The 24,607-nt window shown below is 64.9% G+C and carries 22 protein-coding genes; 10 read left to right on the top strand and 12 right to left on the bottom strand.

The window, feature by feature from the left end; translation table 11 throughout:
* Positions 1-13: 13 nt before the first annotated feature.
* Positions 14-1,141, bottom strand: a complete 1,128-nt coding sequence (locus E1N52_RS00605; protein WP_133179228.1) for a sugar ABC transporter substrate-binding protein — start codon at positions 1,139-1,141, stop codon at positions 14-16.
* A 390-nt stretch (positions 1,142-1,531) separates the two neighbouring features.
* Here E1N52_RS00605 and E1N52_RS00600 point away from each other — a divergent pair, with 390 nt between their 5' ends.
* Positions 1,532-2,275 (top strand): FadR/GntR family transcriptional regulator, encoded by a 744-nt coding sequence (locus tag E1N52_RS00600; RefSeq protein WP_133179226.1) that lies wholly within the window; start codon positions 1,532-1,534, stop codon positions 2,273-2,275.
* A 4-nt stretch (positions 2,276-2,279) separates the two neighbouring features.
* Here E1N52_RS00600 and E1N52_RS00595 read toward each other — a convergent pair whose 3' ends face one another.
* From E1N52_RS00595 to E1N52_RS00585, 3 genes are read right to left on the bottom strand one after another with little or no spacing between them, the layout of a single operon-like run.
* A complete protein-coding gene (locus E1N52_RS00595; protein ID WP_133179224.1) occupies positions 2,280-3,914 on the bottom strand; it encodes a methyl-accepting chemotaxis protein in 1,635 nt (544 codons plus the stop codon).
* A 15-nt stretch (positions 3,915-3,929) separates the two neighbouring features.
* The gene (locus E1N52_RS00590; RefSeq protein ID WP_133179222.1) at positions 3,930-4,238 is read right to left on the bottom strand and encodes a hypothetical protein; all 309 of its coding nucleotides are present in this window, start codon (positions 4,236-4,238) and stop codon (positions 3,930-3,932) included.
* A gap of 47 nt (positions 4,239-4,285) precedes the next feature.
* Positions 4,286-6,829, bottom strand: coding sequence for an EAL domain-containing protein (locus E1N52_RS00585; RefSeq protein WP_133179220.1), 2,544 nt, complete (start codon positions 6,827-6,829; stop codon positions 4,286-4,288).
* A gap of 253 nt (positions 6,830-7,082) precedes the next feature.
* Between E1N52_RS00585 and E1N52_RS00580 the strand changes: the two genes are divergently transcribed.
* Both E1N52_RS00580 and E1N52_RS00575 read left to right on the top strand, forming a co-directional pair.
* Entirely contained in the window at positions 7,083-7,655 is a 573-nt protein-coding gene (locus E1N52_RS00580) for a helix-turn-helix domain-containing protein (protein ID WP_133179218.1), read from the top strand.
* 19 nt (positions 7,656-7,674) lie between these two features.
* Entirely contained in the window at positions 7,675-8,211 is a 537-nt protein-coding gene (locus E1N52_RS00575) for a GNAT family N-acetyltransferase (RefSeq protein ID WP_133179216.1), read from the top strand.
* 43 nt (positions 8,212-8,254) lie between these two features.
* On the opposite strand, the gene E1N52_RS00570 is transcribed toward E1N52_RS00575, so the two are convergent.
* From E1N52_RS00570 to E1N52_RS45230, 7 genes are all read right to left on the bottom strand, one after another.
* A complete protein-coding gene (locus tag E1N52_RS00570) occupies positions 8,255-9,025 on the bottom strand; it encodes an alpha/beta fold hydrolase (protein WP_133179214.1) in 771 nt (256 codons plus the stop codon).
* A gap of 16 nt (positions 9,026-9,041) precedes the next feature.
* Positions 9,042-10,058: a helix-turn-helix domain-containing protein gene (locus E1N52_RS00565; RefSeq protein ID WP_133179212.1), complete on the bottom strand. Its 1,017-nt coding sequence runs from the start codon at positions 10,056-10,058 to the stop codon at positions 9,042-9,044.
* 227 nt (positions 10,059-10,285) lie between these two features.
* Positions 10,286-11,086, bottom strand: a complete 801-nt coding sequence (gene eutC / locus E1N52_RS00560; protein ID WP_133179210.1) for an ethanolamine ammonia-lyase subunit EutC — start codon at positions 11,084-11,086, stop codon at positions 10,286-10,288.
* The gene (locus E1N52_RS00555) at positions 11,083-12,480 is read right to left on the bottom strand and encodes an ethanolamine ammonia-lyase subunit EutB (protein ID WP_133179208.1); all 1,398 of its coding nucleotides are present in this window, start codon (positions 12,478-12,480) and stop codon (positions 11,083-11,085) included. Before E1N52_RS00555 ends, eutC begins: the two co-directional genes overlap by 4 nt.
* 20 nt (positions 12,481-12,500) lie before the next feature.
* Positions 12,501-13,937, bottom strand: a complete 1,437-nt coding sequence (eat, locus tag E1N52_RS00550; RefSeq protein WP_133179206.1) for an ethanolamine permease — start codon at positions 13,935-13,937, stop codon at positions 12,501-12,503.
* Between the two features lie 170 nt (positions 13,938-14,107).
* The gene (locus E1N52_RS00545; protein WP_246088899.1) at positions 14,108-15,127 is read right to left on the bottom strand and encodes a peptidoglycan DD-metalloendopeptidase family protein; all 1,020 of its coding nucleotides are present in this window, start codon (positions 15,125-15,127) and stop codon (positions 14,108-14,110) included.
* Positions 15,128-15,911: 784 nt separating this feature from the next.
* Complete coding sequence (locus tag E1N52_RS45230) at positions 15,912-16,040, bottom strand: hypothetical protein (protein WP_281282590.1); 129 nt, start codon at positions 16,038-16,040, stop codon at positions 15,912-15,914.
* Between E1N52_RS45230 and E1N52_RS00540 the strand changes: the two genes are divergently transcribed.
* From E1N52_RS00540 to E1N52_RS00525, 4 genes are read left to right on the top strand one after another with little or no spacing between them, the layout of a single operon-like run.
* The gene (locus E1N52_RS00540; RefSeq protein WP_133179203.1) at positions 16,039-16,755 is read left to right on the top strand and encodes an ABC transporter permease; all 717 of its coding nucleotides are present in this window, start codon (positions 16,039-16,041) and stop codon (positions 16,753-16,755) included. The two genes, E1N52_RS45230 and E1N52_RS00540, sit on opposite strands and share 2 nt — an antisense overlap.
* The gene (locus E1N52_RS00535; protein ID WP_133179767.1) at positions 16,755-17,675 is read left to right on the top strand and encodes a glycine betaine ABC transporter substrate-binding protein; all 921 of its coding nucleotides are present in this window, start codon (positions 16,755-16,757) and stop codon (positions 17,673-17,675) included. Before E1N52_RS00540 ends, E1N52_RS00535 begins: the two co-directional genes overlap by 1 nt.
* 15 nt (positions 17,676-17,690) lie before the next feature.
* Positions 17,691-18,344, top strand: coding sequence for an ABC transporter permease (locus E1N52_RS00530; protein WP_069265903.1), 654 nt, complete (start codon positions 17,691-17,693; stop codon positions 18,342-18,344).
* Entirely contained in the window at positions 18,341-19,510 is a 1,170-nt protein-coding gene (locus E1N52_RS00525) for an osmoprotectant ABC transporter ATP-binding protein OsmV (protein ID WP_133179201.1), read from the top strand. Before E1N52_RS00530 ends, E1N52_RS00525 begins: the two co-directional genes overlap by 4 nt.
* Before the next feature lie 25 nt (positions 19,511-19,535).
* Here the strand turns inward: E1N52_RS00525 and E1N52_RS00520 are convergent, their stop codons facing one another.
* The gene (locus tag E1N52_RS00520) at positions 19,536-21,662 is read right to left on the bottom strand and encodes a TonB-dependent receptor (RefSeq protein ID WP_246088918.1); all 2,127 of its coding nucleotides are present in this window, start codon (positions 21,660-21,662) and stop codon (positions 19,536-19,538) included.
* 317 nt (positions 21,663-21,979) lie between these two features.
* Here E1N52_RS00520 and E1N52_RS00515 point away from each other — a divergent pair, with 317 nt between their 5' ends.
* The 3 genes from E1N52_RS00515 (at position 21,980) to hmuQ (ending at position 24,524) form a co-directional block, all read left to right on the top strand.
* Positions 21,980-22,387: a DUF6632 domain-containing protein gene (locus E1N52_RS00515; RefSeq protein ID WP_133179199.1), complete on the top strand. Its 408-nt coding sequence runs from the start codon at positions 21,980-21,982 to the stop codon at positions 22,385-22,387.
* Positions 22,388-22,539: 152 nt separating this feature from the next.
* Positions 22,540-24,075: a methyl-accepting chemotaxis protein gene (locus E1N52_RS45225; RefSeq protein WP_133179197.1), complete on the top strand. Its 1,536-nt coding sequence runs from the start codon at positions 22,540-22,542 to the stop codon at positions 24,073-24,075.
* Between the two features lie 125 nt (positions 24,076-24,200).
* Positions 24,201-24,524 (top strand): heme-degrading protein HmuQ, encoded by a 324-nt coding sequence (gene hmuQ / locus E1N52_RS00505; protein WP_133179195.1) that lies wholly within the window; start codon positions 24,201-24,203, stop codon positions 24,522-24,524.
* Positions 24,525-24,607 lie beyond the last annotated feature (83 nt).

Genomic DNA, 24,607 nt, shown 5'->3' with positions numbered 1-24,607 from the left:
GGCAATCACGCGGTCACTGGTTGCCCTGGCTCTGCTTCATGATTGCCTGAGCGGAGAAGTTGATGCCGCAAGTGGGAAACGAGTTGCCCACGAAGAAGTTGTCCGACTCGTTCGGGAAATAGTTGACGCCCGCCTTCAGCATCGAATCGTCGGTGACGTCCAGCGGCAGCTTGATCGCCACGGGAATGGTCTGTCCATCGAGCGCCGCGAGCGCCGTCTTGATCGCCACGGCCACCTGCGCGGGACCGGTGCCCGCCGACGTGCACTTCAGACCCTGGGCGCCGTACTGCGCGCAGAACTTGCGAAAGCCGTTCTCCGTCTCGCCGCCGAACGGCACGAACGGATGTTTCGCATCGATCATCGCGCGCACCACCCCCGTGTCGCCGCCCTGCGCCGAAATGCCGTCGAAATGGCCCTGCACGGCGATGGCGTCGGCGGTGGCCTTCTGCGCGACCGCGTCGTCCCACTTGCCGTAGACCTGCACGACGTTCCACTTCTTGCCGGTCTCGTCGAGGGTCTTCGTGAAGCCATTGTGCCGATCGGTGTCGACCGAGGTGCCGGCCACGCCGCGGACTTCCAGCACCTTGCCGCCGTTGGGCACATGAGTCGCGAGCCACTTGGCCCACAGCACGCCAAGCCCGTACTGGTCGACGTCCACGTTGATCGCGTCTTCGCTGTCGAGCGTATTGTCGAACGCGACCAGCACGACGCCGGCTTTCTTCGCGCGGCGGATCGCGGGTCCGAACGAGGCGGGATTCTGCGCGTCGACGATGATCGCGTCGTAGCCGGCGTCGATGAAGTTGTTGACGGCCGAGATCTGCGCGGGCACGTCCTCGCCCGTCGAGACGACCTTGAACTCCTTGAGCTTGGCGGCGACGGCCGGTTCCGCCGTATAGGCCTTGGCCGTCTTGATCATCTGGATTCGCCAGGTGTTCGCGATATAGCCATTCACGAGCGCAACGCGATACGGCCCGCTCTTCTTCGGATACTTGATGAATTTCGTGTCGGTCTTCCAGGGGACCATGCAGGTGGGGTCGCTGGACGGACCGGAAACGATCGATGCCTGCGCGAATGCCGCGCTCGCGCACAACGCCATTGCCGCGGTCGCCGCCGCTCGAAGCACGTGGATTCCTGAAAGCATGTTGTCTCCTTTTTGTCGGATAGAACTTACTGAAAGCCGGCGCAACGGGCTCGTCGGGAATGGCCGACACCGTGTGCGTGACGCAGGGAATCTTGCTGGATGTGCTGCAGCGGGACTGGAACGGACGCGCCGGACCAGCGGAATGACCTCTTCAAAGGCGTCCCCTCGAAGCAAAACGACGGGCATGCGTGAACGCCTCCCCGTCTGACAGTACTGGCATACCAATCCGCGCGCGATAGTGGTTTACCACTGGACCCGGCGCGGGCCCGATTGGCCTGCAAGCGGGCGGAAACCCGCGCCATCCCTAGGCTTGATTGCGCGGCAACTGGTGTACCATTCTGGCGAACTTCAGCCGCCTCCCGGCGGCTTCCATGCTTTCGAGAATCCTGGATGGCCGATCTTTCGCACACGCCAACCGGTCGTGCCGCCGATGCGGACGCAACCGACCGCTCCTACGTCGGCCTCGCGAAACAGATCTACGACCTGATCGCGGCGGGCGACGTCGGGCGCGCACCGGGCGCGCCTCGCGGCCGCCTGCCCTCCGAGCGCACGCTCGCCGAGCGTTTCGGCGTGAGCCGCACACAGGTCAGAGAGGCGATCATCGCGCTCGAAGTCCAGGGCGTGGTCGAGGTGCGCGTGGGGTCGGGCATCTATGTGGCCGACGCGCAGGAGGCACGCTCCATCGCGTTCGAACTGCCACGCGGGCCGGGCCCGATCGAGACGCTGCGCGCGCGGGAAGTGATCGAAAGCGGCATCGCGGCGCTCGCCGCGACCGAACGCAAGGATTCGGACCTCGATCGCATCTTTGCCGCGTTGCGCACGATGCGCGAAAACATGGACGACAAGGCCGCAAACGAGGCCGCCGACCGCGAGTTCCATCTGGCGATTGCGGGCGCGACCGGAAACGACATGCTGCGGCACGTGGTGAGCGCGATGTGGGACAACTCGCGCGCCGACCCGTTGTGGCAAAAGATCGAGGAGCACTTCCATACGCCCGCGTTGCGCGCGGCTTCGCAGGAAGACCATCAGCGCATTTTCTCGGCCATCATGGCGCGCGACGCGGCCGCCGCGCGTGCGGCGATGCAGGCGCATCTCGCACGCGTGATCGGCGAATTCACGCAGGCCTGGCGTTAGCCCTTCATGCGGCGGCTAGCAGCGCGCTTTCCTCGTGCGCAACCGCCATCGGTGTGACGGGCGGCACCACTGGCAACGTGTCCTCCGTCTCGCTCACGCGGAACGTCGCCACGGCCTCGGCCATCTGGCTCGCCTGCTGCTCGAGCGATTCGGCGGCAGCCGCCGCCTCTTCCACGAGCGCCGCGTTCTGCTGCGTGACCTGATCCATCTGGCTCACCGCGGTCTCGACCTGCTCGATGCCGGCGCTCTGCTCCACGGTGGCCGAGGCGATCTCCTTCATGAGGCCCGACACCTTGTCCACCGAAGCGACGATCTCGGCCATCGTCGCGCCCGCCTCGCCCACGAGCGAGCGGCCGTTGCGCACGTCGTGCACGGAGGCGTCGATCAGCGACTTGATCTCGCGCGCCGCGGAGGCGCTGCGCTGCGCGAGCATGCGCACCTCGCCCGCGACGACGGCGAAGCCTCGTCCCTGCTCGCCCGCGCGTGCGGCCTCGACCGAAGCGTTGAGCGCGAGAATATTGGTCTGAAACGCAATGCCGTCGATGATGCCCGTGATGTCCGCGATCTTGCCCGAGCTGCGGCTGATCTCCTCCATCGTGTCGATCACCTGCTCGACCACGCGCCCGCCGCGCTGCGCGACATCCGCTGCTCCCATGGCGAGCGCGCTCGCGGCGTTCGCATGCTGGGCGTTCTGGCGCACGCTCGACGTGAGCTGCTCCATGCTCGACGCCGTCTGCTCGAGCGACGCAGACTGCTGTTCCGTGCGGCTCGACAGATCGAGATTGCCCGCGGCGATTTCGCGTGCGCCCGTGTTGATCGCATCGCAGCTCGATCGCACGCTACGCACCGTGTGGCTCAGGCCTCCCTGCATGCGCCGCATCGCGCCGAGCAACTGGCCGATTTCGTTGCGCCCGCCACCTTCGATGTGAACCGAGAGATCGTTCGCGGCGATCTGATTCAGCACTTCCACCGCCTCTTTGAGCGGCGCCGTAACGAGGCGGCGCAACGCCATATGGGTCGCGACGACGAGCGCCAGCGCGCCCAGCAGGCCCACCGCCACCATCGCCATCACCCAGTTGTGCTCACGCTCGGACTGGTCGAGCGTCGCGCGCGTGGCAGCATCGGCGTTCGCGCGCAATGCGGCCACGCTGGCCGAAAACTGCGTATTCGCATTGGCGACATCCCCGGCGGCAAGCGTGGCATAGGTTGCCGTGTCGCCGGATTCGAGCACCGTGGCCGCGCGCTGCAGCGCCTGAGCGAGCGCGCTCCACGCGCCGAGCAAGGCGTCGCGCTGCTGGGCCGCATCGGCATCGAACGGCGCGCTCTCGCGCAGCGCGGTGCTGTGCTTCGCGGCCTGATCGAGGAGATCGCGTGCTTCCTGCTGCGCGCGCTGTTGTGCTTCGGCGGCGCCTTTCTCCTTCTCGGCCTGATAAGCACGCGCCAGCGCCGTTTGCGCGAGCGCCGCGTCCTCGCGCAAGGCGAGTGCGAGCGCGTCCTGGCGCGCGACTTCGTGGATGAAACGCGCCGAATCGTCGGCGCGGCCAATCATCAGGACACCTACCGCTGCCCCCACCACCAGCATCGCCGCGAACGTGCAGAGCACGAGCAGCAGCCCTTTTCGAATCGTCAGATTACGCATTGCCTAATTCCCGCTTCAAGTCCTCAACGTGGTGGGGACAGCATCGCTGCCCAGCCGGGCCAGCAGCATGTTCGCCTGTTCGATCAGCGTGGCGCGGTATTCGCCGGGCAACCGCACGTCGTCGGCCACGGCCATCGCTTCGCCGAGCTGCGCGCGAAACGCAAGGATCGTGCGTTCGATCTGCGCCGTGGACAATTGCGGCAGCACTGCCTCGACGAACTTCGTCATCACCACCACACTCGCGCCGAAGCGCGAGATGGCCTTGCCATGCGCACTCACTAGCGCGGTCATCGAGTTCAACAGCATCTCGTCACTGGTGCTCACGGGATTCTCCGGATACTTCGGCTAAAGGGGAAAAGAAAAGGTGGTCTTCAGCCGGCCACGCACGCTTCGCGCGCGCGTGGCATCAATTCAGCCGGCGCGGGACGCGCCAGCAGGAAGCCTTGTGCGCGGTCGCAGCCGATCTCGCGCAGGAACTCGAGTTGCCGCGGCGTCTCGACGCCCTCGGCCACCACCGTGACGCCGAGCGAGCGCGCCATCGCGACGATCGCGCGCACGATCGAGCGGTCTCGCGCGGCGCTTTTCTTCACACGCGGCGACAAGCCCGGCCCCAGCTCGGCCATGTCCGCGAGGAACGAACGGTCCACCTTGAGCGTGTCGACCGGCAAGGACTGCAGATACTTGAACGACGAATACCCCGTGCCGAAGTCGTCGATCGCGAGGCTGATGCCGCGCGCGGCGAGTTCTTGCAGCAACGCTTCGATGCCACCCCGGCCCGACGTCATCGCCATGCTCTCCACGAGTTCGAGTTGCAGGCGCGTGGCTGGCAGGCCCGTTTCGCTGAGTATGGTCGTGAGCTGATGCAGAAAGCCGTCATGCAGGCATTGCCGCGCCGAAAGATTCACGCTGATACGGCCGAAGTCGAAGCCCTCGTCGAGCCACTCGCGCGCCTGCCTGCAAGCCTCGCGCAACACCCACGCACCGAGCGGCACGATCAATGAGGATTCCTCGGCAATCGGGATGAACTGGTCGGGCGGCACGAGCCCGCGGCGCGGGTGCTGCCAGCGCACGAGCGCCTCGATATTGACGAGCGCCCCGCTCGCCACATCGAATTCGGGCTGATAGTGGAGCACGAGTTCGCCGGCTTCTAGCGCGTGGTGCAGCTCGCTTTCGAGCACGATGCGCTCCATTGCCGAGGACGTCATCGGCGTGGCGAAGAAGCGGAAATTGTTCTTGCCCGCGTCCTTGGCCTCGTACATCGCACGGTCAGCCTGCATGAGCAGTTGCCGCGGGTCGCGCGCATCGTCTGGATACATGCTGATGCCGATGCTGGGCGTGACGAACAGCAGTTGCTCGCCGATGTGCATCGCGGCGCCCACGCGCACGAGCAGCCCCTGGGCGATCTGGCCGACATGCCGAATGTCTTCGATATCTTCGATCAGCAGTGTGAACTCGTCGCCGCCGAGGCGCGCCACGGTATCGGTCTCGCGCACCGCTTCGCGCAGACGCGCGGCGATCACGGTGAGCGCCTCGTCGCCCACGCCGTGGCCCATCGTGTCGTTGATGAGCTTGAAGCGGTCGAGGTCGAGGAACATCACCGCGACGCGCTTGCCCGAACGACGTGCGCGCGCGAGCGAAAGCGTGAGGCGCTCGGTGAAGAGCGTGCGATTGGGCAGACCGGTCAAGGCGTCATGGGTCGCGAGGTAGCTCAGGCGCTCCTCGGTCTCGCGGCGCTGCGTGATGTCCGCGAAGATCGCGGCGTAATGCGTGCAGCGGCCGCCCGGGTCGCAGATGCTGGAAATCGTCAGGTATTCCAGGTAAAGCGCGCCATCCTTGCGGCGGTTCCAGATTTCGCCCTTCCAGTGGCCGTTTTGCTGCAGACTGCGCCAGAGCGCGCTGTAGAACGCCGCGCCCTGGCGGCCCGAGTTGAGCAGGCTCGCATTGCGCCCCAGCGCCTCGTGCTCCGTATAGCCCGTGAGCCGCGTAAAAGCGGGGTTCACGCGTTCGATGGTGCCGTCGAGGTCGGTGATCATCACGCCATCGAGCGTCGACTCCACGACCTGGTCGGCAAGGCGCAGGTTCGCGCGCGAGGCGAGCAGCGCGTCATCGCGCTCGCGCAGCGCCATCTGCAACTCGCGCACGAAGCCGTCTTCGATGTCGTGCAGGATATGCGAGAGGTCGAGCAGCCCCGTGAGCGTTCCGTCTTCGCCGATCACGCCAACGTGGCGCATGCGGTGTTCGACGAGATACTGGCGCGCAGCAAAGAGGCTTTGCGAATGCGCGAGCGAGCGCAGCGGCCGGCTCGCACGCGCGCCGACCATGCCGTCGAGCGCGCCGTCGGCAGCGAGGCGCACCACGTCGCGCTCGGTCACGATGCCGAAGTCGCCGTCGGAATAGTTCACGACGAGCGCGCTCAGACGCCGCGCTCGCATGCGCTGCATGGCCTCGTGCATGGACATGCGCGCGTCGACCACGAGCGGCATCGCCGCGTTGACCGATCCGACTGTCTTCAGCCGCAGGAAGCACTCGAGGCCCTGGTTCATGACCAGGTCGGTTTGCGTGACGATGCCGAGCGAGCGGCCCGACTGATCCACCACGAGACAATGGCGAATGCCCTCGCGCTTGAAGCGCAGGGCGGCGTCGCGCAGACGCGTGCTCGCCGGCAGCGCCCGCACCGGATGGCTCATGGCATGGCGGATGGGCAGCGCGAGCGCGGCGGCGTCTTCGCCCAGCGCGAGCGCGTCGTGCTCGGTCCAGATGCCGACGGGCCGCCCCATTTCGGTGATCACGATGGCGCTATAGCGCCGTTCGCTCATCATGCGCGCGGCTTCGCGTATCGGCACGTCGGGCCCGCAGGCAAGCGGCGGCCCTGAAAGAAGCTGACCGATTTCCAGGTCCAGCGTGTGGTGTTGCATGTTGCGCCCCGAACCGCCCTGCGATGTCTTTGTGAGATAGCGGGAAACTAACAGCGGGCCGGAGGCCGGCAATTGACGAAAATCAAGGTTTCAACCGCCCAGGATCACGCAAACGTTTGCGTGTCGGCTAACCGGGATATCAGGGCAGCATCACCTGTCGCACGCCTGCGACAAACTTGATGCGCATAAACTTTTATATGTGCAATCGCACAATCTAGTTTACTGGATGGATAAATCCATTAAACTGGACACCATGGATATCCACACCAACATCGCCCGCCGTCTGCGCGAACTGCGCGACGCCAAAGGCTGGTCGCTCGAAGCGCTGGCCGAGCGCAGTTCGGTAAGCCGCTCGAATATTTCGCTCATCGAACGCGGGGAAAGCAGCCCCACAGCCATCGTGCTCGACAAGCTCGCCACGGCGCTTGGCGTTGCGCTTGCGTCGCTGTTCGAGGCGCCAGGCGACGATGCGCGGCAGGCCCCTTCCCCGCACGCCGCGGCCCGCGATCAAGCGGTATGGACCGACCCCGAGTCGGGCTATGTGCGCCGCAACCTCTCGCCGCCCGCATGGTCGCCCATCCAGCTCGTGGAAGTGCACTTCCCGCCTGGCCAGCGCGTGGCCTACGACACGAGCCTGCGCGACGCGGAGATCTATCAGCAGGTTTGGGTGATGGAAGGGGTGATGGAGATGACGGTGGGCGAGCGCGTGTGGCGGCTCGAAACCGGCGATTGCCTCGCGATGCGCCTCGACTGCCCTATCGTTTATCGCAATCCCACGAGCGAGCCGGCGCGCTACGTCGTCGCGCTCTGCAGGACCACTAACTGACTGACGGGTTCACATTCACATGAGCGAAGCCATCAAGGTACGCCGCCTGACCGCCGAACAGGCGCAAGCCTGCGCGCCCGCGCTTGCGGACGTACTCATCGACTGCGTGGAGGGTGGCGCCTCGGTGAGCTTCATGCTGCCGATTTCGCGCGAGACGGCGCTCGCGTTCTGGCGCGAAGTGGCGCAAGACGTCGCGCGCGGCGAACGCATTCTGCTCGCGGCTGAAGACCTGCAGCAGCGCATCGTGGGTACGGCGCAGCTCGTGACGGCGCAACCGGAAAATCAGCCGCATCGCGCCGACGTCGCCAAGGTGCTGGTGCATCGCGACGCACGCGGGCACGGTGTGGGGCTGCGCCTCATGCTCGCGATCGACGAGGCGGCACGGCAAGCCGGAAAGTCGGTGCTCGTGCTCGACACCGTGACGGGCGGCGCGGCCGAACGGCTCTATGTGCGTGCGGGATGGGTGCGTGTGGGCGCCGTGCCGAACTACGCGCTGATGCCGGACGGCGCACTTTGCGGCACAACGTTCTATCACAAGCAACTGGTGAACCACTAAACCGGCAGGCCGGTGAGGCGCAGCCGGCTTCTCAAGTGCCGGCTCAAAGAAGATTGCTGATGGCGAGCGCGAGGCCATCCGGATTGTCGTACGCCATCATGTGCTCGGTATTGGCAACGAGTTCAACGGTGCAGCCGGCTTGCTCGAATTGGGTGATTTCTTCACTCGCCGCCGTATCAGCAAGAATCACCCCTTTTTTCGAACTCAGCCTGGCGAGATCTTCGAGCCAGTTTTGCGCGTTATCGTCCAGCGCGGATTTTGCCCATTGGTAAATGGCATAAGGCGATGCGACGGAAAATGGTCCCAGCCATGCGTCGTTGCCGCCCGCGGCTTTCAACTGCGCCAGAAGCTGCGAAAAACCAACGGTTGCGAATTGCGCCTCGGACATCGACGTGATTTCCGACAACATCGCTTTGCCGTACTCGTTCAGACCGGGCGCACATAGAATCACGCTACCCACCTGGATCGGCAAACATTTTGCGAGTTTCAGCGCGATGAACGCGCCGGCGCTATGGCCGAAGATATCGACCTGCGTGAAGCGCTCCCTAGTCACAAGGTTTGAGAGGACATTCGCCTGGGCGTCCGAATCATATTTGCCGTCCTCTGGTTTATCGCTGAACCCCGCTCCCATGAGATCGACGAGGAGCGATCTGCGTTTTGCGTAAGAATTCGAGCCTACTACCGGTGGGTAATCACTGCTGGACGCACAACCCAAACCATGAATCAACAGAAGCGGCTCGGAGGGATTCGTGCCGGAATATAAATCGAAGTAGCGAAGAACGTTCCCTCTGTCATCAATGGTGAATGGGTGCATATTCTCGTCCGGGAATTCAAGGCATTGCCACCGCGCGCAATGCCTCCGAAGGCCGCATGCCGAACATGCGCCGGTAGTCGGTGGCGAACTGGCTCAGATGCCAGAAGCCCCAGGCAGCCGCAACGTCCTGCACCGAACCCGCCGCGCGCCCGCACAGGTCGCGGCGAGCGCCGTTCAGGCGCAGCGCTCGCAGGTAGGTTGCGGGCGCCATGCCAAGCACGTCCTGAAAGCAGTACTGAAGCGTACGCCGGCTCACGTGCAACTGCTCGCATAGCTCCGGCACACCGACCGGCCGCGCGCGATGCGCGAGCACGTAATCGCGCGCCTGCGCCACGATCCAGCGGCGCCGCGATGCAGGCTCGGCAACCGCATCCTCGGTGCCTGCGCAGGCGTCGAATAGCGCAGCGAGCACTTCCGCCTGCAATGCACCGCGCTCGGCGTCCGAAAGCGGCGCGTCCGGCATGTTCTCATGCGCATGGCCGCCATCGTCGAGACACCTTGCGAGCCGTGCGCAAAGGCGCTCGATGCACGCAGCGCCCGACTGCACGACAGGCGCACCCGTGAGACGTTCCTCGAGCGCCGTACGCTCGACCGTGGCCGCGTAGTGGCGCAGCACGTCGCCGCGCACGACCACGCCGTAGATCGAAAATTGCGCCGGTGTGAGCAGCTCGAACTCGACGTTGCCCGGGCGCAGCGCAAACGCCTGCGCGCCGAAGGGCTGCGCGTCGATACGCGCCTCGCCTTCGCGCGCAACCGGTATGCCGAACCACCAGGCGTCGCCGCGCACTTCGCACGCCTGGCGCAGCGTATGGCTCGTGGTCTCGCGAAACACCTTCATGGTGTCGAGCGGCAGCTCCGTGAGCGTGCCGACGAAGCGGCCCGCCGCGAGCTGGTCGTAGGTCTGCCGCCAGCCCACGAGGTTGCGCGCCTGTTCGTCGGCGTCGTGCGCCACGCTCACCACGGTGCGGCTGCCAGGCGCGTTGTATTGCGCTTGCCCGGCCGTGGCTTCGGTCCGCTCCGCCGTTTCATTCATGGTTGCCTCCCAGCACGCGCTTGCTTCGATCGATCGTCGAATGACGCAAGAGTCGGGCCAGCGAGAACACTATGCCAAACGGCAGTGCCAGGTGCCGCGCTGCTCCACGGCGGCGCAATGGCGATGAGAAGAGTGCTCAATCCCTGCACAGGCGGCGGCACCGGGGCGGTGCGTCGCATGCCTTAGCGGGTGCGGCGGATGCGGCCCGCGCCAGCGCGTGTGGACCCTCAAGCAGACGTGATCTGCCCAGCCGCTCCGACTCCCGGCAGCGTCGCATCGCTATCGTCCTTCAGTCCGACGCCGGTCAGCCCGAGCCGCCGCGCATGCGTGAGGAGGTAATGGAGCTTGTGCGCAGCCGCTTCATACGGCAACCCTTCGGGACGCACGTTCGAGATGCAGTTGCGCTGCGCGTCATGGCAGCCCACCTTCGGCGCGTAGGTCAGATAGACGCCGAGGCTGTCTGGCGAACTCAGCCCAGGCCGCTCGCCAATCAGCATGGCCACGAGCTTCGCGCCCAGCAGCTCGCCAATCTCGTCGCCGAGCGCCACGCGTGCCTGGCGCGCGACCACCACTGGGCCGATGCGCCAGTCCGCAAGGCGCGCACGCACTGCGAGGAGCAACGGCGCGGCCTGTTTCGCGGCAGCGATCGCCGAAAGGCCGTCGCCGATCACGAACACGACTTCGGGCGGCTCGTCACGCGCAGCGCTGGCCGAACCCGCCGCTTCGGCCAACGCTGCCCGGCTCGCCTCCGACAAGCGCCGCCCCAGGTCCGGCCTGCGCAAATAATGCTGACGGTCCGGCGCCGCGCTTTCCACGCCGAGCGTGGCGAACCCTTCGGCTTCGAGCGTGCGCCGCAAGGCTTCGGCGTCGAGCGGATGATGCACGGCGTCGCGCGCCTGCGCGTGCGAGAGATTGAACGCGAGCAGCGGCGCCGTGGGCAAGCCGTTGCCCGCGCGCCCAAGCGCGATGCGCGCGTTCGTGAAAGCCTTGAGACCTCCCCACGGGTTCTTTTCGACGGCGTCGCTCATGCGTCGATCCCCATCCATTCGTGCGCGCCCGCGAGCAGCGGCACGCGCGCGGAACCTGGCAGGAGCGCGCCTTTCGCGTCGACGATCTCCATGGTTTCCAGCCACTCCTCGAACTCAGGCGCGCGGCGCAGCCCGAGCAGATCGCGCACGTACAGCGCATCGTGAAACGAGGTGCTCTGGTAGTTGAGCATCACGTCGTCAGCGCCCGGAACGCCCATGATGAAGTTGATGCCGGCCGCGCCCAGCAACGTGAGCAGCGTGTCCATGTCGTCCTGATCGGCTTCGGCGTGGTTCGTATAGCAGATGTCGCAACCCATGGGCACGCCCAGCAGCTTGCCGCAGAAGTGATCTTCGAGACCCGCGCGAATGATCTGCTTTCCATCGTACAAATATTCAGGGCCGATGAAACCGACCACCGTATTGACGAGAAACGGCTCGAACTTGCGCGCGACCGCATAGGCGCGCACTTCACAGGTTTGCTGGTCCACGCCGTAGTGCGCGTTCGCCGACAGCGCGCTGCCCTGCCCCGTCTCGAAGTACATGAGGTTGTTGCCGACCGTGCCGCGCTTGAGCGAGAGCGCCGCCTCGCGCGCCTCCTGCAATAGCGCCAGCGAAATGCCGAAGCTCGCGTTCGCCTTTTCCGTGCCCGCTATCGACTGGAACACGAGATCGACAGGGGCGCCCTTTTCGATCGCCGCGATCGTGTTGGTGACATGCGTGAGCACGCAGGACTGCGTGGGCACGCGGTAGCGCTCGCGAAAGCCGTCGATCATCGCGAGCAGCTTCACGATGGCCGCCAGGCTGTCCGTTGCGGGATTGATGCCGATCATCGCGTCGCCGCAGCCATACATCAAGCCGTCGAGCATCGAGGCGGCAATGCCCTTCACGTCGTCGGTGGGATGGTTCGGCTGCAAGCGCACCGACATGCGGCCCGGCAGCCCCACGGTGTTGCGAAAGCGCGTGACCACGGAGCGCTTTTTCGCCACGGCGATCAGGTCCTGATTGCGCATGAGCTTCGACACCGCCGCGACCATCTCGGGCGTGAGGCCCGGCGCCAGGCGTTCAAGCGCTTCGGTCGTTGCCGCGCCGGAAAGCAGCCAATCGCGAAAGTCGCCTACGGTGAGGTGCGCAACGGCTGCGAACGCGGCTGCGTCGTGATCGTCGACGATAAGACGCGTGACCTCGTCGTCTTCATAAGGCACGAGCGCTTCGGAAAGAAACACCTTGAGCGGCACCGCGGCGAGCGCCATTTTCGCGGCCACGCGCTCCTCTTCGCTCGCCGCTGCGACGCCCGCGAGCTGGTCGCCGGAGCGCAGCGGGCTGGCTTTGGCGAGCAATGTCTTGAGGTCCGCGAAGCGGTAGGTGCGCGCGCCGATTGTCTCCGTATAGTTCATGCGTTGGACTCCTGCAAAGCTCACTCCTCGAGCAGCCCCTCGGCGGCCACCACCCCCTCGCGCTGCGTGCGCGTGGCGAGGAAATATGCGTAGCCGAGCGCGAGAAACACCACGAACACCCCCGCCACCAGCGCATTGAAATACACCATCGTGCCGAGGCAAACGAGCGCGGCGACGAGCGCGAACGCCGGGAAATACGGGTACAGCGGCGCGCGAAACGGCCGGTCCATGGCCGGCTGCATACGGCGCAGCTTGAAGAGCGCCGCCATGCTGACAATGTACATCACGATCGCACCGAACACCGACATCGTGACGATGTTGGCCGTGAGCGTCTGGCCGCCGAACTGGATCAGCTCGTCGCTATAGATCGCGGCGATGCCCACCACGCCACCCGCGAGAATCGCGCGATACGGCGTCTTGAAGCGCGGATGGATTTTCGCGAGCCACGCGGGCAGATAGCCCTCGCGGGCCAACGCGAAGATCTGCCGCGAGTAGCCGAGGATGATGCCGTGAAACGAGGCCACGAGACCGAACAGCCCGAGCCAGACGAGCATGTGCATCCAGCCGCTGTGCTCGCCCACGATGAACTTCATGGCTTGCGGCAGCGGGTCGTTGATATTCGCGAGTTTGGTCCAGTCTCCCGCGCCGCCCGCGAACACCATCACGCCCACGGCGAGCGCAACGAGCGTGAGAATGCCGGCCACATAGGCGATGGGAATCGAGCGGCGCGGGTTCTTCGCTTCCTCGGCGGCCATGGCGACGCCTTCGATCGCGAGGAAAAACCAGATCGCGAACGGAATCGCGGCGAACATGCCATGAAACGAACCCAGCGAAAAGTGATCGTTGCCCGACCAGCCGCCTTTCATGAAGTGGGTCCATGCGAAACCCGGCGACACCACGCCCATGAACACGAGCAGTTCGAAGATGGCGAGCAGCGTGACGATCAGCTCGAAAGTCGCGGCGATCTGCACGCCCACGATATTGAGCGCCATGAACACGAGATACGCGCCCATGGCCGCGTGTTTGGGCTCGAGCCCGGGGAACTGCACGTGCAGGTACGCGCCGATGGCGAGCGCGATGGCGGGCGGCGCGAATACGAATTCCACGAGCGTGGCCGCACCCGCCAGATAGCCGCCGGCGGGGCCGAACGCGCGGCGGGCGTAGGCGAAAGGCCCGCCCGCATGCGGAATGGAGGTAGTGAGTTCGGTAAAGCTGAAGATAAACGTCGTGTACATCGCCGCGACGAACAGCGCCGTGACGACGAAGCCGAGCGTGCCGGCGCTGGCCCAGCCGTAGCTCCAGCCGAAGTACTCGCCCGATATCACGAGGCCGACGGCGATGCCCCATAACTGCCACGTGCCGAGCGTTTGATTGAGCGCCGGCGCGCCCGGCTTGCCCGGTGATTTGCCAACTGTCGTGCCGACTGCAGCGGGGCGTGCGTTCGACTCGCTTTGCATGGTTTTCTCCCTCTGGGTGGCCCGGGCGGCCGGCCCTGGCCGCCACGGTTGAGTGGAACCATGCTATTGAGTCATTAATCGACGTGTTATCGAAAATCGGCAATTCGTGGCTGCGGCGCAGCACAGGCCGTTTTGCCCGCTTCCTTGCGGCAGCCTTTCGCACGTCGCGCCTAAAGCAGCGGGTCGATGAGCGCGACCTGCTGCGCGAAGCGCTGCTTGTCCTCGCCCTGCAAGGGATCGCGATGCGGCAGGTCGACGGTCAGCGGATCCTGCGCGACCTGATCCACGTGCACCTCATAGTGCAGATGCGGGCCCGTCGCCCAACCCGTCGCGCCCACGTATCCGATCACCTGCCCTTTGCTCACCGTCTGCCCGACCTTCAAGTGCTTCGCAAAGCGCGAAAGATGGGCGAAGGTCGTGGAGTAAGGGCCGAAATTCTCGAGCTTCACGACCTTGCCGTAGCCCGTCTGCCAACCGGCGAATCTCACGGTGCCGCGCGCGGTCGCGTGAACGGGGGTGCCAACGGGCGCCGCGAGATCGACACCTTCGTGCGGCTGCACGCGATGCGTGACCGGATCGAGCCGTCGCATCGAGAAATGCGAAGACACGCGCGTGAACTTCACGGGATAGCGCAGGAACGACGGCGCGGCAGCATGACCGTCGGCGGAATAATAGAACGCCTTGCCCGCAAGATTCCGGTAGAGAAAGAGATCGTGCGAGACGTTGCCGTTCGAGATGCGGATCGCGACAGGCGTGTCGCCGGAGGACGATGTGTTTTGTGACGCGCCGGCGTTCGCACTGCTTACGTTGCTTGAATCTTTTGCTTCGTTCACACCGTTCGCATCGTTTGTGTCGTTGCGAAACACGAAGCGGATTTCGCTGCCACGCTGCAGATCGCGCCGGAAATCGAGGCGGCCCGAGAAGGCGCGCGCAAGCCTGGCCGTCGTCGCTGCATCCACGCCGAGACGCTGGGCGGCTTCGGAGAAGCTGTGTTCGACCACAGCGGTCTCCACACGAAACGCGGGCTCGCTTTCGCTCGCAGGCGCAGCGCTTGCCGCCACCCGCGATGCCGCATCTTGCGCCGGCGCTGCGGACGTCGCCGTCGCCGCGTCGGCAAGCGGATCGTCGGTGGCAATGTTCGCGTGCCGATGTGCGAGCCACGCGGCGCTCGTCAAACCGATTGCGGACACAACGATGAGTTTCCCCGCGAGGCCGGGGGAGGCCGCTATTGCACGAAATGCCATGAATCGAATGACGGATTGCAGAGCAGAGAAACGCGAACGCGCGCCGCGCTTCTCGAGGTGAATTCGGAAGTGAGATCGATGGCCGCTTCGTTGAATCGGCGAGCATCGATGATGCGAAGCGGTTCAAAATAAATGGCGCTTCTTAAACGAATCTTAAGATTCGTCAAAGATCGGAACATTCTGCCGCAGCGCTATCGTCGAATCCCGGGAACACCGCTTGCTAAGCGTCACGATGCAGAAAATGCGTACCTGTACGTCACTTTCTGTCACTTTTAAAAACGGGAAATGCTACCGAAATATTTTCATCCGGATAACTGATTAATTTCCCGAAATGACATACCGAATGCAACCAGGCGTCTTATCCATCAACGCGCGATCGTTCCCCAAGGTAGACGCACCTAATCGAATGATCTATACTCATCTCGTTTCGATCACAACGAAGTCGTTCTCGTGCGCATTGAGATACAGGGTCCACACTAAAGGTCCACTGTGTCGCAAGCGCCATTCAAGCGGGCCTCCGGCCCTCGCGTAGCGGCCCAAAGCCGCCGCATCCAGGCCGCCATCAGGCGGTTTCCTGCTCCAGCGCGCGTCGATCTGCTCGGTGCCGTTGAGCTGAACATGACAACCAGAAGAACGCGAGAAGCGCGTTCATACCACTGCGGCCACGTAGCCATCGTGCGCGTGCGGACTGGCTTTCGTCCGTTCCTTTGTCCGCTTTCTGTCCGTTGTTTTAGTCGGTTCCAATCGCGGCCATGCCGGGATCACGAACTTCCTTCGCGGCGCCTTGAGCATCCTCATGGGCGTCCCCGCTGCGCAGCGTTGCGCCGCGCGGCACAAAAACAAGGAGGCGTACCTTCATGACTCGACGCTCTGCCCTGCTCGCGGGCAGCCTGATCGCCCTTGCCGTCATTGCGTGGGCACTCTCACGCGCCATCGGCGCCGATACGTGGCACAGCCACGCAGGCGACCTCGCCTACTACACCGGGCGGCACCTGCTGCTCGTCGGCTATTCGATGGCGCTCGCCATCGTGGTCGGCGTGCCCGCCGGCGTGCTGCTGAGCCGGCCGCGCTTCTCGCGCCAGGCCGAACGCTTCATGCAGATCTTCAACGTGGGCAACACGATTCCCTCGCTCGCGGTGCTCGCCATTGCGCTCGGCGTGTTCGGCATCGGCGACGTTCCCGCGATCGTCGCGCTCTTTCTCGCGTCGCTGCTGCCCATCACGCGCAATACATATGAGGGCGTGAAGAACGTGCCGGCCGCATTGCGCGAAGCCGCGCGCGGCATCGGCATGACGGGCTGGCAATCGCTCACGCGCGTGGAATTGCCGGGTGCGCTGCCCATCATCGTGGGCGGCGTGCGCACCGCGCTCGCCATCAACGTGGGCACGGCGCCGCTCGCCTATCTGATCGGTGCGGACAGCCTCGGTTCGCTCATTTTCCCCGGCATCTATCTGAACGATCAGCCCTTGCTGCTGCTTGGCGCCGCGTTCACGGCCGCGCTCGCGCTCGTGCTGGATGGCGTGGTCGCCGCCGGCAGCCATCAGTGGCTCTCGCGTCACGGAGGGCTCGCATGATGTTCGCGTCTCCCTTCAAATCCCTGCGCCGCTTCGTTCAGGCCTGTGTGATCGGAACAGCGCTCGTTGCCGCCGCCACGCCCGCGTTCGCGCAGCCCAAGCTCGTACTGGGAGCGAAGAACTTCACCGAGCAATACGTGCTCGCCGAAGTCACCGCGCAATACCTGCGTTCGCGCGGCTATACCGTGGAGGTGCGCTCCGGCCTTGGCAGCACGCTCATGCGCAGCGCGCTGGAGAACGGCCAGTTCGACCTCGTCTGGGACTACACGGGCACGGCGGCGCTCGTTTACGACAAGCTGACGGAAAAGCTTTCTCCCGAAGCGATGTACGAGCGCGTGAAGGCGCTCGATGCGCCGCGCGGTCTCGTCTGGCTCAACGCCTCGCCGCTCAACGACACGTATGCATTAGGTCTGCCAAGCAAATTCGCCGAGGAAACGGGCATCACCACGGTCTCGCAGCTTGCGCAACGGTTGAAGACGGACCCCGATGCGAAGCGCTACGTGTTCGGCATGGACGCCGAGTTCGCGAATCGTCCGGATGGTCTCAAGCCCCTGCTCGCCACCTACGACATGAGCTTCCGCCGCTCGCAGATGAAGCAGATGGACCCTGGCCTCGTCTACACGGCGCTGCATAACAACCAGTTGAAGATCGGCCTCGTCTACACCACCGATGGCCGCGTGAAGGGCTTCGGCATCGTGCCGCTCGAAGACGACAAGCACTTCTTCCCGCCGTACAACGCCACGCCCGTGGTTCGCAAGGAAGTGCTGGAGCGCAATCCCAAACTGGCCGCGCAGCTCAACGCGCTTTCCGCCGCCCTCAACAACGACGTGATGCAAGACATGAACAAGGCCGTGGATCTCGACGGCAAGTCCGCCCAGCAAGTCGCGGCGGAGTTCCTGCGCACGCATACGCTCCCCTGAAGGAGGCCACGTCATATGAACGTATTCGACTATCTCGCTTCGAGCTGGCCGGAGCTACTGCAGCTCACACTCCAGCACCTCTACCTCGTGGGCATCGCCGTGGGCTGCGCGATCATCGCGGGCGTGCCGCTCGGCGTGCTCATCAGCCGCCACGACTGGCTCGCGGCGCCGCTGCTGGGACTGGCGACCATCATCCTCACGCTGCCCTCCATCGCGCTGTTCGGACTGATGATCCCGGTGTTCTCGCGCTTCGGACAGGGCATTGGCGCGGTGCCCGCCATTACGGCGGTGTTTCTCTACTCGCTATTGCCCATCATGCGCAACACCTACCTCGCGCTGCGCAACGTGGATGCGGGCATCAAGGAAGCCGGCACCGGCATCGGCATGACGTCGTGGCAGCGGCTGCGTCTAGTCGATTTGCCGCTGGCCGTGCCCGTGATTCTTGCGGGCGTGCGCACGGCGGTCGTGATGAACATCGGCGTGATGACCATTGCCGCCGTGATCGGCGCGGGCGGCCTCGGCACGCTGATCATTCGCGCCATTGGCCAGAGCAGCATGATGAAGCTGCTCGTGGGCGCCGTGCTCGTGAGCGTGCTCGCGATCGTCGCCGACCTGTTGTTGCAGATGCTGCAGCGCGCATTGACACCGAAAGGAGTACAGAAGACATGATCGAACTCGACCAACTGACGAAGACCTTCACGCAGAAAGACGGCCAGGCCGTGCGCGCCGTCGATTCGGTGAGCCTTTCGGTGGCCGAAGGCGAGATCTGCGTGTTCCTCGGCCCGTCGGGCTGCGGCAAGACCACTACGCTCAAGATGATCAACCGGCTGATCGCGCCGACCTCGGGCCGCGTGCTCATCAACGGTGAGGACACCACGGGCCTGAACGAAGTGGATCTGCGCCGCCGCATCGGCTATGTGATCCAGCAGATCGGCCTCTTTCCGAACATGACGATCGAGGAAAACATCACGGTCGTGCCGCGCCTGCTCGGCTGGGACAAGAAGCGCTGCGCCGAGCGCGCGGCAGAGTTGATGTCGATGGTCGCGCTCGACCCGAAGCTGTATTTGAAGCGTTATCCGCGCGAGCTTTCGGGCGGGCAGCAGCAGCGTATCGGCGTGATTCGCGCGCTCGCTGCCGACCCGCCCGTGCTGCTCATGGACGAGCCGTTCGGCGCGGTCGATCCGATCAATCGCGAGGCTATACAAAACGAGTTCTTCCAGATGCAGCGGCAACTGAAGAAGACCGTCATCATGGTGAGCCACGATATCGACGAGGCGATCAAGCTGGGCGACCGCATCGCGGTCTTCCGGCGCGGCAAGCTCGTGCAATACGATCATCCCGATACGCTGCTCGCGCGCCCGCATGACGACTTCGTCGCGCAGTTCGTAGGCCAGGACAGCACGCTCAAGCGCCTGCTGCTCGTGAAGGCTGGCGACGCCGCCACGCAGCCCGAAACGGCGCGCGCCGAAACGCCGCTCTCGCATGCGTTCGCCGCGATGGACGAAAGCGATTCGCGCTACCTCACCGTGCTCGACGACGCGCAGCATGCGCTCGGCTTCGTGGCGCGCCGCGCCGCGCGCGGGGTCGAAGGCGTCTGCGGCGATCGCATCACGCCCTTCCCCGCGACGGTTTCTGTCGACGACAACCTGCGCATCGTGCTCTCGAAGATGTACCAGTTCCGCGCCTCGTGGATGCCGGTGCTCGATGCCGAGGGCGCCTACGTGGGCGAGATCACGCAGGATTCGATCGCCGACTATCTAAGCTCGGGCCGCTCGCGGCAGCAGACCGGACAGCCGCCGAGCGCGGCGGCGCGCCCGGCGGCTGCGACCGTGTAAGCGGCGGGTCACGCCAGAACGCGCGCTAGAACGTAGTGCGCAATCCGACCATGACACTGCGCCCGCCCTCGGGCGCGATGTCGCGCACTACGGAACTTGCATAGCGCACGTCCTGATTCGTGAGGTTGTCGCCGCGCACGTACGCAAGCCAGTTCGTTGCGCCTACATGGAATTTGTAGGTGAGCGCCAGGGCGAGCGTGGTGTAGCCTGCGGTCGGCAAGTCGTCTTCCGGCACGCGGTTTTGCGCCCATGCGTGCACGAGTTCGGCATGTGCGCCGAACGGGCCGTAGCCGTAATCGGCGTTCAGCGTCGCGCGCAACGGCGCAATGCGCGGCAGCGGCGCGCCCGTGTCCACGTTGCGCGCGTGCGTGTAGTCGGCGGCGAGACCAATATCGAGCCGATGCGCGCCGCGCTCCAGCACGCGCCAGCGCCCTTCCAGTTCCACACCATAGAATTCCGCGGGCACGCCACGATAAACGGCTTCGTTGAGCGCATCCGCGGTGCCGGCGGGCACCGGCGTGTCCTCGCCGTCCACGAGGCGCCCGGTGTTGTACTCCGTGAGGTAATTGCGAAAGCGGCTGTAGAACACGCCCGCGCTCGCCTTGTTCGGGCCGCTTTCATAGCGCAGCGAAAGATCCGTGGAAACGGCCTTTTCCTTCTGCGCGTCCGGGTTGCCTATCAAGTACTGACCGGTCGCGTCGTGTGGGCCGTTTGCGTACAGCTCGTAGAAGGTCGGCGCGCGCTCGGTGTACGCCACGTTGCCCACCACCGACCATACCGGCGTGAGTTTGTAGAGCGCGCCCGCAGAAAGGCTGCCCGCGTTGAAGTCGCGTGCTTGTACGCCCGCGAACTTCGTGCCGTCTTCGCCCGCCACCGGATCGAGCTTCACGTGCTCGATGCGCCCGCCCAGACTCAGCTTGAGCGCGGGCGTCACGTTCCACTCTTCCAGACCGAACAGCGCAACGTTGGTGGTCTGCGTGGTCGGCACGAGCGCCTCATCGCCTAGCGCCGAGAAGGTGTTCTGGCTCACCTGCACGCCGAAGGCGCCCTCCAGCGGCCCGAGTTTCGCGTGGCGCGCCTCGATCCGCGCTTCATAGCCGTGATTGCGGAACGTCGTGCTCGTTTCGCCGTTGTCGATCTCGCGATGTTCGTAGTCCGTATAACCGAAATCGAACTTGAGCTGGCTGATCGGCCCCGGCAGGTTACGCACTTCCGAAGCGAGCGCCACGTGGTCCTGATGCATGCGCAGGCGCACATCGTCTTCAGCCACGGAGCCGTAGTTCGCGTCGAAGCCGTTGTACGAGATGCCCGCGTAGCCGTCGGCCCAGGTGTACGAGGAGCCGACCGCGCCGCCGTGCCAGCGGCCGTCGCTGTTCGGGATGCTGCCGTAGGGCTCTTCGGCGTCGGGACCGTCCAGTGCCCGTTGCTGCGCCGAGTGTGCGTAGCCGGGAATGCGCTGGTTGCTCGTGTCGCGTGCGAAGGCGTCCACGTGGAAGGCGAAGCCGCCGTTGCCGCCTTCCACCTGCGCCGCGCCGGCGCGCGCGTCGTTCGCGCCGCCGTAGCTCGCATCCACGGCGCCGGTTACGCCCGAGATCGGCTCGCGCGGAATGCGGTTGTCGATCGTGTTCACCACACCGCCAATCGCATTGCCGCCGTACAGCAGCGCGGCCGGTCCGCGCACGATCTCGACGCGTTCGATCGAGAGCGGGTCCTGCGGCACGGCGTGGTCGTACGAGAGCGACGAGGCGTCGAACGCCGCCACGCCGTTCTGCAGCAGGCGGATGCGGTCGCCGTCCATACCGCGAATGATCGGACGCCCGACCATGGGGCCGTAGGTCGTCGTCGAAACACCCGGCAGGCCGTTGAGCGTTTCGCCGAGCGAGTTCGCGCGGCGCAGGACGAGCGCGTCGCCGTAGAGCGCGGTGGATGGCGCAGTGAGGTCGGCGCTGCCGAGCGGGTTCGCGGTGACGAACACCGGCGTGAGCGTTGCGCCGCCCGGCTGTGTGTCGCCAGGCACCGCATTGGCATCGTTCGTAGCCGGTGATTGGGCATGAGCAAGCGCACCGCAAAGCGCGAGCGGCAAGGGAGCGAGCGGCAGGACGCGCGCGAAGCGCAGCCCCGCCACCAGCGCGGACAAGGACGTAAGAGGAATGGTCGCCACGATGTTTTCTTGTTTGCGTCGTCGGATTGATGGGCGGCGAACGTCCGGGGCCCAGGTGGACGTACGCCGCACAGAGGTTGTGGCTGCAGCTCGACGCGAATGTTACGTTATAACATTACTAATTGTGAAGAAGATTTTGACGGATGGCTTTCAGTTCCCTGCGGCCGCGCGCGATCAGGGTTTCGCCAAACATCGCCGATCACGCCGCGAAAACGCACGAACTGGCGCGCTAATCGCGAGGGACTTGCGTGAGGCACCACGTGCGCGCATATTCCCCATACTGTCAGACGGACACAACGGGATGCGCCATGGACGACTCGACCCGGCTCAAAAGCCTCTCCATCGCCCTCTACGCGGTCGGTGCGATCGCCACCTTCACGATCTACCCGCTGATGGTGCTCTGGCCGTCCGGCTGGACCTGGCACTCGGGCCACTCTGACTACCCGCTGATGATCGTCGGCATCTACGCCACGCTGGGTGTGTTCCTCATGCGCGCCGCGCGCCGTCCGCTCGAGCATTTGAGCCTGATCTGGTTCACGGTGTGGTCGAGCCTTGTGCACGGCGCGATCATGACGGCCCAGTCGCTGGCGTCGCCCGGCCATCTCGGCCACCTGCTCGGCGATGTGCCCGCCCTCTTCATCGTCGCCGCCGTGCTGGCCCTGCTCACACCGCGCCACACGAACGTCCGTGCTCCGGCCGTAGTTACCGGGGTCTGATCAAAGATATTCTGTAGTTTCTTAAAAATCTCTGGGCTCACCCCTAAATCCAGGCGGCAAGCTGTCGATATGTAAGGTGACGCCCGTCGGCGGCAGCCCGCAAAGATCGGCCGCCCCGCGTGCGTTGCCCTTGGTCAATACGGTACAGACGCATGACACTCACCATTCGGGCGCGCATCGCCCTCACGTTCGCGCTTCTCGCCCTCCTGCTCACGGTTTCCGGCGTTCTCGGCTTCATCAGCACCGAAAAGGCCAACAGCGCAAACCGCGACACCTATCGCAACAAGCTCGCCGAATCCACGGCCATCGACAACGCGGAAATCTACATCGCGCGCACGCGTCTCGTGCTCGACCGCGTGGCGCTGCACCCCGACGCGCCCTCGGTGCCCGACCAGCTGCAGCGCGCCGCCGGCTTCTTCAAGAACTCCGACGAGTGGTGGACGAAGTTCACACAGATGCCGCACGAGAGCGACGAGCTGCCGCTCATCGCGGCGACCACCGAGCGCCGCACCGCCATGCGCAACGCGGTGTCGGACTTCACGAAGGCGCTCGAATCGGGCGACAAGGCAAGCGCTGACAACATCGCGATGACGCAGCTCTCCGACCTCTACAGCGCCATGAGCGCCGCGAACAACGAGGTCAAGAAGCACCTCTACAACAACGCGAAGGTGCGTTATGAGGAGGCCGAAGCAAATTTCCATCTGTTCTCGGGCGTCAGCGCCACCATGGTCGTGCTCGGCCTGCTCGGCGCGGGCCTTGGCTGGGTGATGCTGCGCCGCGCGATCATGGAGCCGCTCAATTACGCGCTCAAGAGCCTCGATGAAATCTCCTCGGGCAATCTGAGCCAGACCGTGCGTGCGCAGCGCCGCGACGAAATGGGCCTGCTGCTGGAAAACATCGAAAAGACCCGCAAGGAACTGGGCTCGGTCACGGGCGCGGTGCGCTCGGGCAGCGAATCGGTTTCGGTGGCCACGCGGCAGATCGCGGCAGGCATGATCGACCTCTCGGCGCGCACCGAGGAACAGGCCGCGTCGCTCCAGGAGACGGCCGCGAGCATGAACGAGCTGACGTCGGCGGTGAAGCAGAACACCGACAACGCCCGCCAGGGCAGCTCGCTCGCGCAAACGGCGGCCAACGTGGCGTCGCGCGGGAGCGATGTCGTGCAGGACGTGGTGAGCACGATGAGCGAGATCGAAGGCAGCTCGCACAAGATCTCGGAGATCACGGCCATCATCGAAGGCATCGCGTTTCAGACCAATATCCTCGCGCTCAACGCGGCGGTCGAGGCGGCGCGCGCGGGCGAGCAAGGCCGCGGCTTCGCCGTGGTCGCGAGCGAGGTGCGTTCGCTCGCGCAACGCTCTGCCGCGGCGGCCAAGGAAATCAAGGACCTCATTGCGAATTCGGTGGCCACCGTTTCGCATGGTACGGAACTCGTTTCCACCGCGGGTGCGACGATGTCCGAGTTGCACACGTCCGTGCAACGCGTGACAGCCATCATGAACGAGATCGCCTCCGCCTCGGAGCAACAGCAAAGCGGCATCGAGCAGGTCGACACCGCCGTCACGCAGATGGACGAAGTCACGCAGCAAAACGCGGCGCTCGTCGAACAGGTGACCGCCGCCGCCCAGGCGCTCGATACGCAATCCACCAAACTCGCCGGCACCGTGCAGGTGTTCCGCGTGTCCTGAGGCCGACGGACCGACGCGGCGCGAGCGCCTTCGCGGCCTCTTATAATCGGAACTCGAAGCGGCGGCGGGCATAGTCACCCGCCGTCTCGCAGATCGATTTTTCGTACGCGAAGAGGAACGCCGCAATGTATATCGCCATGAATCGCTTCAAGGTCGCGCCGGGCTCCGAGGCCGCATTCGAGGAAGTCTGGGCCACACGCGACACGCACTTGGAGCAAGTGCCCGGCTTCATCGAATTTCATCTGCTCAAAGGCCCGCAGCGTGAAGACCACGTGCTCTACGCGAGCCACACCATCTGGGCAAGCCACGCGCACTTCGAAGACTGGACGCGTTCCGACGCATTTCGCGCGGCGCATCGAAATGCAGGCAATGCGGGTGGTGAAAACCGTCCGGTTTATTTGAGCCACCCCGAATTCGAAGGCTTCGAAGTCGTGCAAACCGTGAAATAGGCGATGCACGCGAAGTCGTAAAAAGAATCGGTAAATCTGTGCACGCGCTGCGCCAAAGCTACACGCTCGCAGCGCGCACCACC

The sequence above is a fragment of the Paraburkholderia guartelaensis genome, from assembly GCF_004353905.1.
Classification (GTDB): domain Bacteria; phylum Pseudomonadota; class Gammaproteobacteria; order Burkholderiales; family Burkholderiaceae; genus Paraburkholderia; species Paraburkholderia guartelaensis.
Note: the sequence above shows the minus strand (reverse complement) of the source record. Positions and strands in the feature narration are given on the sequence as shown.

Coding starts and splice junctions, on each gene's coding strand:
- E1N52_RS00575 (WP_133179216.1), top strand. CDS start 7,675: ATGAGCGAAGCCATCAAGGTACGCCGCCTGACCGCCGAACAGGCGCAA.
- E1N52_RS00605 (WP_133179228.1), bottom strand. CDS start 1,141: ATGCTTTCAGGAATCCACGTGCTTCGAGCGGCGGCGACCGCGGCAATG.
- E1N52_RS00540 (WP_133179203.1), top strand. CDS start 16,039: ATGACTCGACGCTCTGCCCTGCTCGCGGGCAGCCTGATCGCCCTTGCC.
- E1N52_RS00580 (WP_133179218.1), top strand. CDS start 7,083: ATGGATATCCACACCAACATCGCCCGCCGTCTGCGCGAACTGCGCGAC.
- eutC (WP_133179210.1), bottom strand. CDS start 11,086: ATGAGCGACGCCGTCGAAAAGAACCCGTGGGGAGGTCTCAAGGCTTTC.
- E1N52_RS45225 (WP_133179197.1), top strand. CDS start 22,540: ATGACACTCACCATTCGGGCGCGCATCGCCCTCACGTTCGCGCTTCTC.
- hmuQ (WP_133179195.1), top strand. CDS start 24,201: ATGTATATCGCCATGAATCGCTTCAAGGTCGCGCCGGGCTCCGAGGCC.
- eat (WP_133179206.1), bottom strand. CDS start 13,937: ATGCAAAGCGAGTCGAACGCACGCCCCGCTGCAGTCGGCACGACAGTT.
- E1N52_RS00585 (WP_133179220.1), bottom strand. CDS start 6,829: ATGCAACACCACACGCTGGACCTGGAAATCGGTCAGCTTCTTTCAGGG.
- E1N52_RS00530 (WP_069265903.1), top strand. CDS start 17,691: ATGAACGTATTCGACTATCTCGCTTCGAGCTGGCCGGAGCTACTGCAG.
- E1N52_RS00535 (WP_133179767.1), top strand. CDS start 16,755: ATGTTCGCGTCTCCCTTCAAATCCCTGCGCCGCTTCGTTCAGGCCTGT.
- E1N52_RS00565 (WP_133179212.1), bottom strand. CDS start 10,058: ATGAATGAAACGGCGGAGCGGACCGAAGCCACGGCCGGGCAAGCGCAA.
- E1N52_RS00570 (WP_133179214.1), bottom strand. CDS start 9,025: ATGCACCCATTCACCATTGATGACAGAGGGAACGTTCTTCGCTACTTC.
- E1N52_RS00555 (WP_133179208.1), bottom strand. CDS start 12,480: ATGAACTATACGGAGACAATCGGCGCGCGCACCTACCGCTTCGCGGAC.
- E1N52_RS00595 (WP_133179224.1), bottom strand. CDS start 3,914: ATGCGTAATCTGACGATTCGAAAAGGGCTGCTGCTCGTGCTCTGCACG.
- E1N52_RS00515 (WP_133179199.1), top strand. CDS start 21,980: ATGGACGACTCGACCCGGCTCAAAAGCCTCTCCATCGCCCTCTACGCG.
- E1N52_RS00525 (WP_133179201.1), top strand. CDS start 18,341: ATGATCGAACTCGACCAACTGACGAAGACCTTCACGCAGAAAGACGGC.
- E1N52_RS00600 (WP_133179226.1), top strand. CDS start 1,532: ATGGCCGATCTTTCGCACACGCCAACCGGTCGTGCCGCCGATGCGGAC.
- E1N52_RS45230 (WP_281282590.1), bottom strand. CDS start 16,040: ATGAAGGTACGCCTCCTTGTTTTTGTGCCGCGCGGCGCAACGCTGCGC.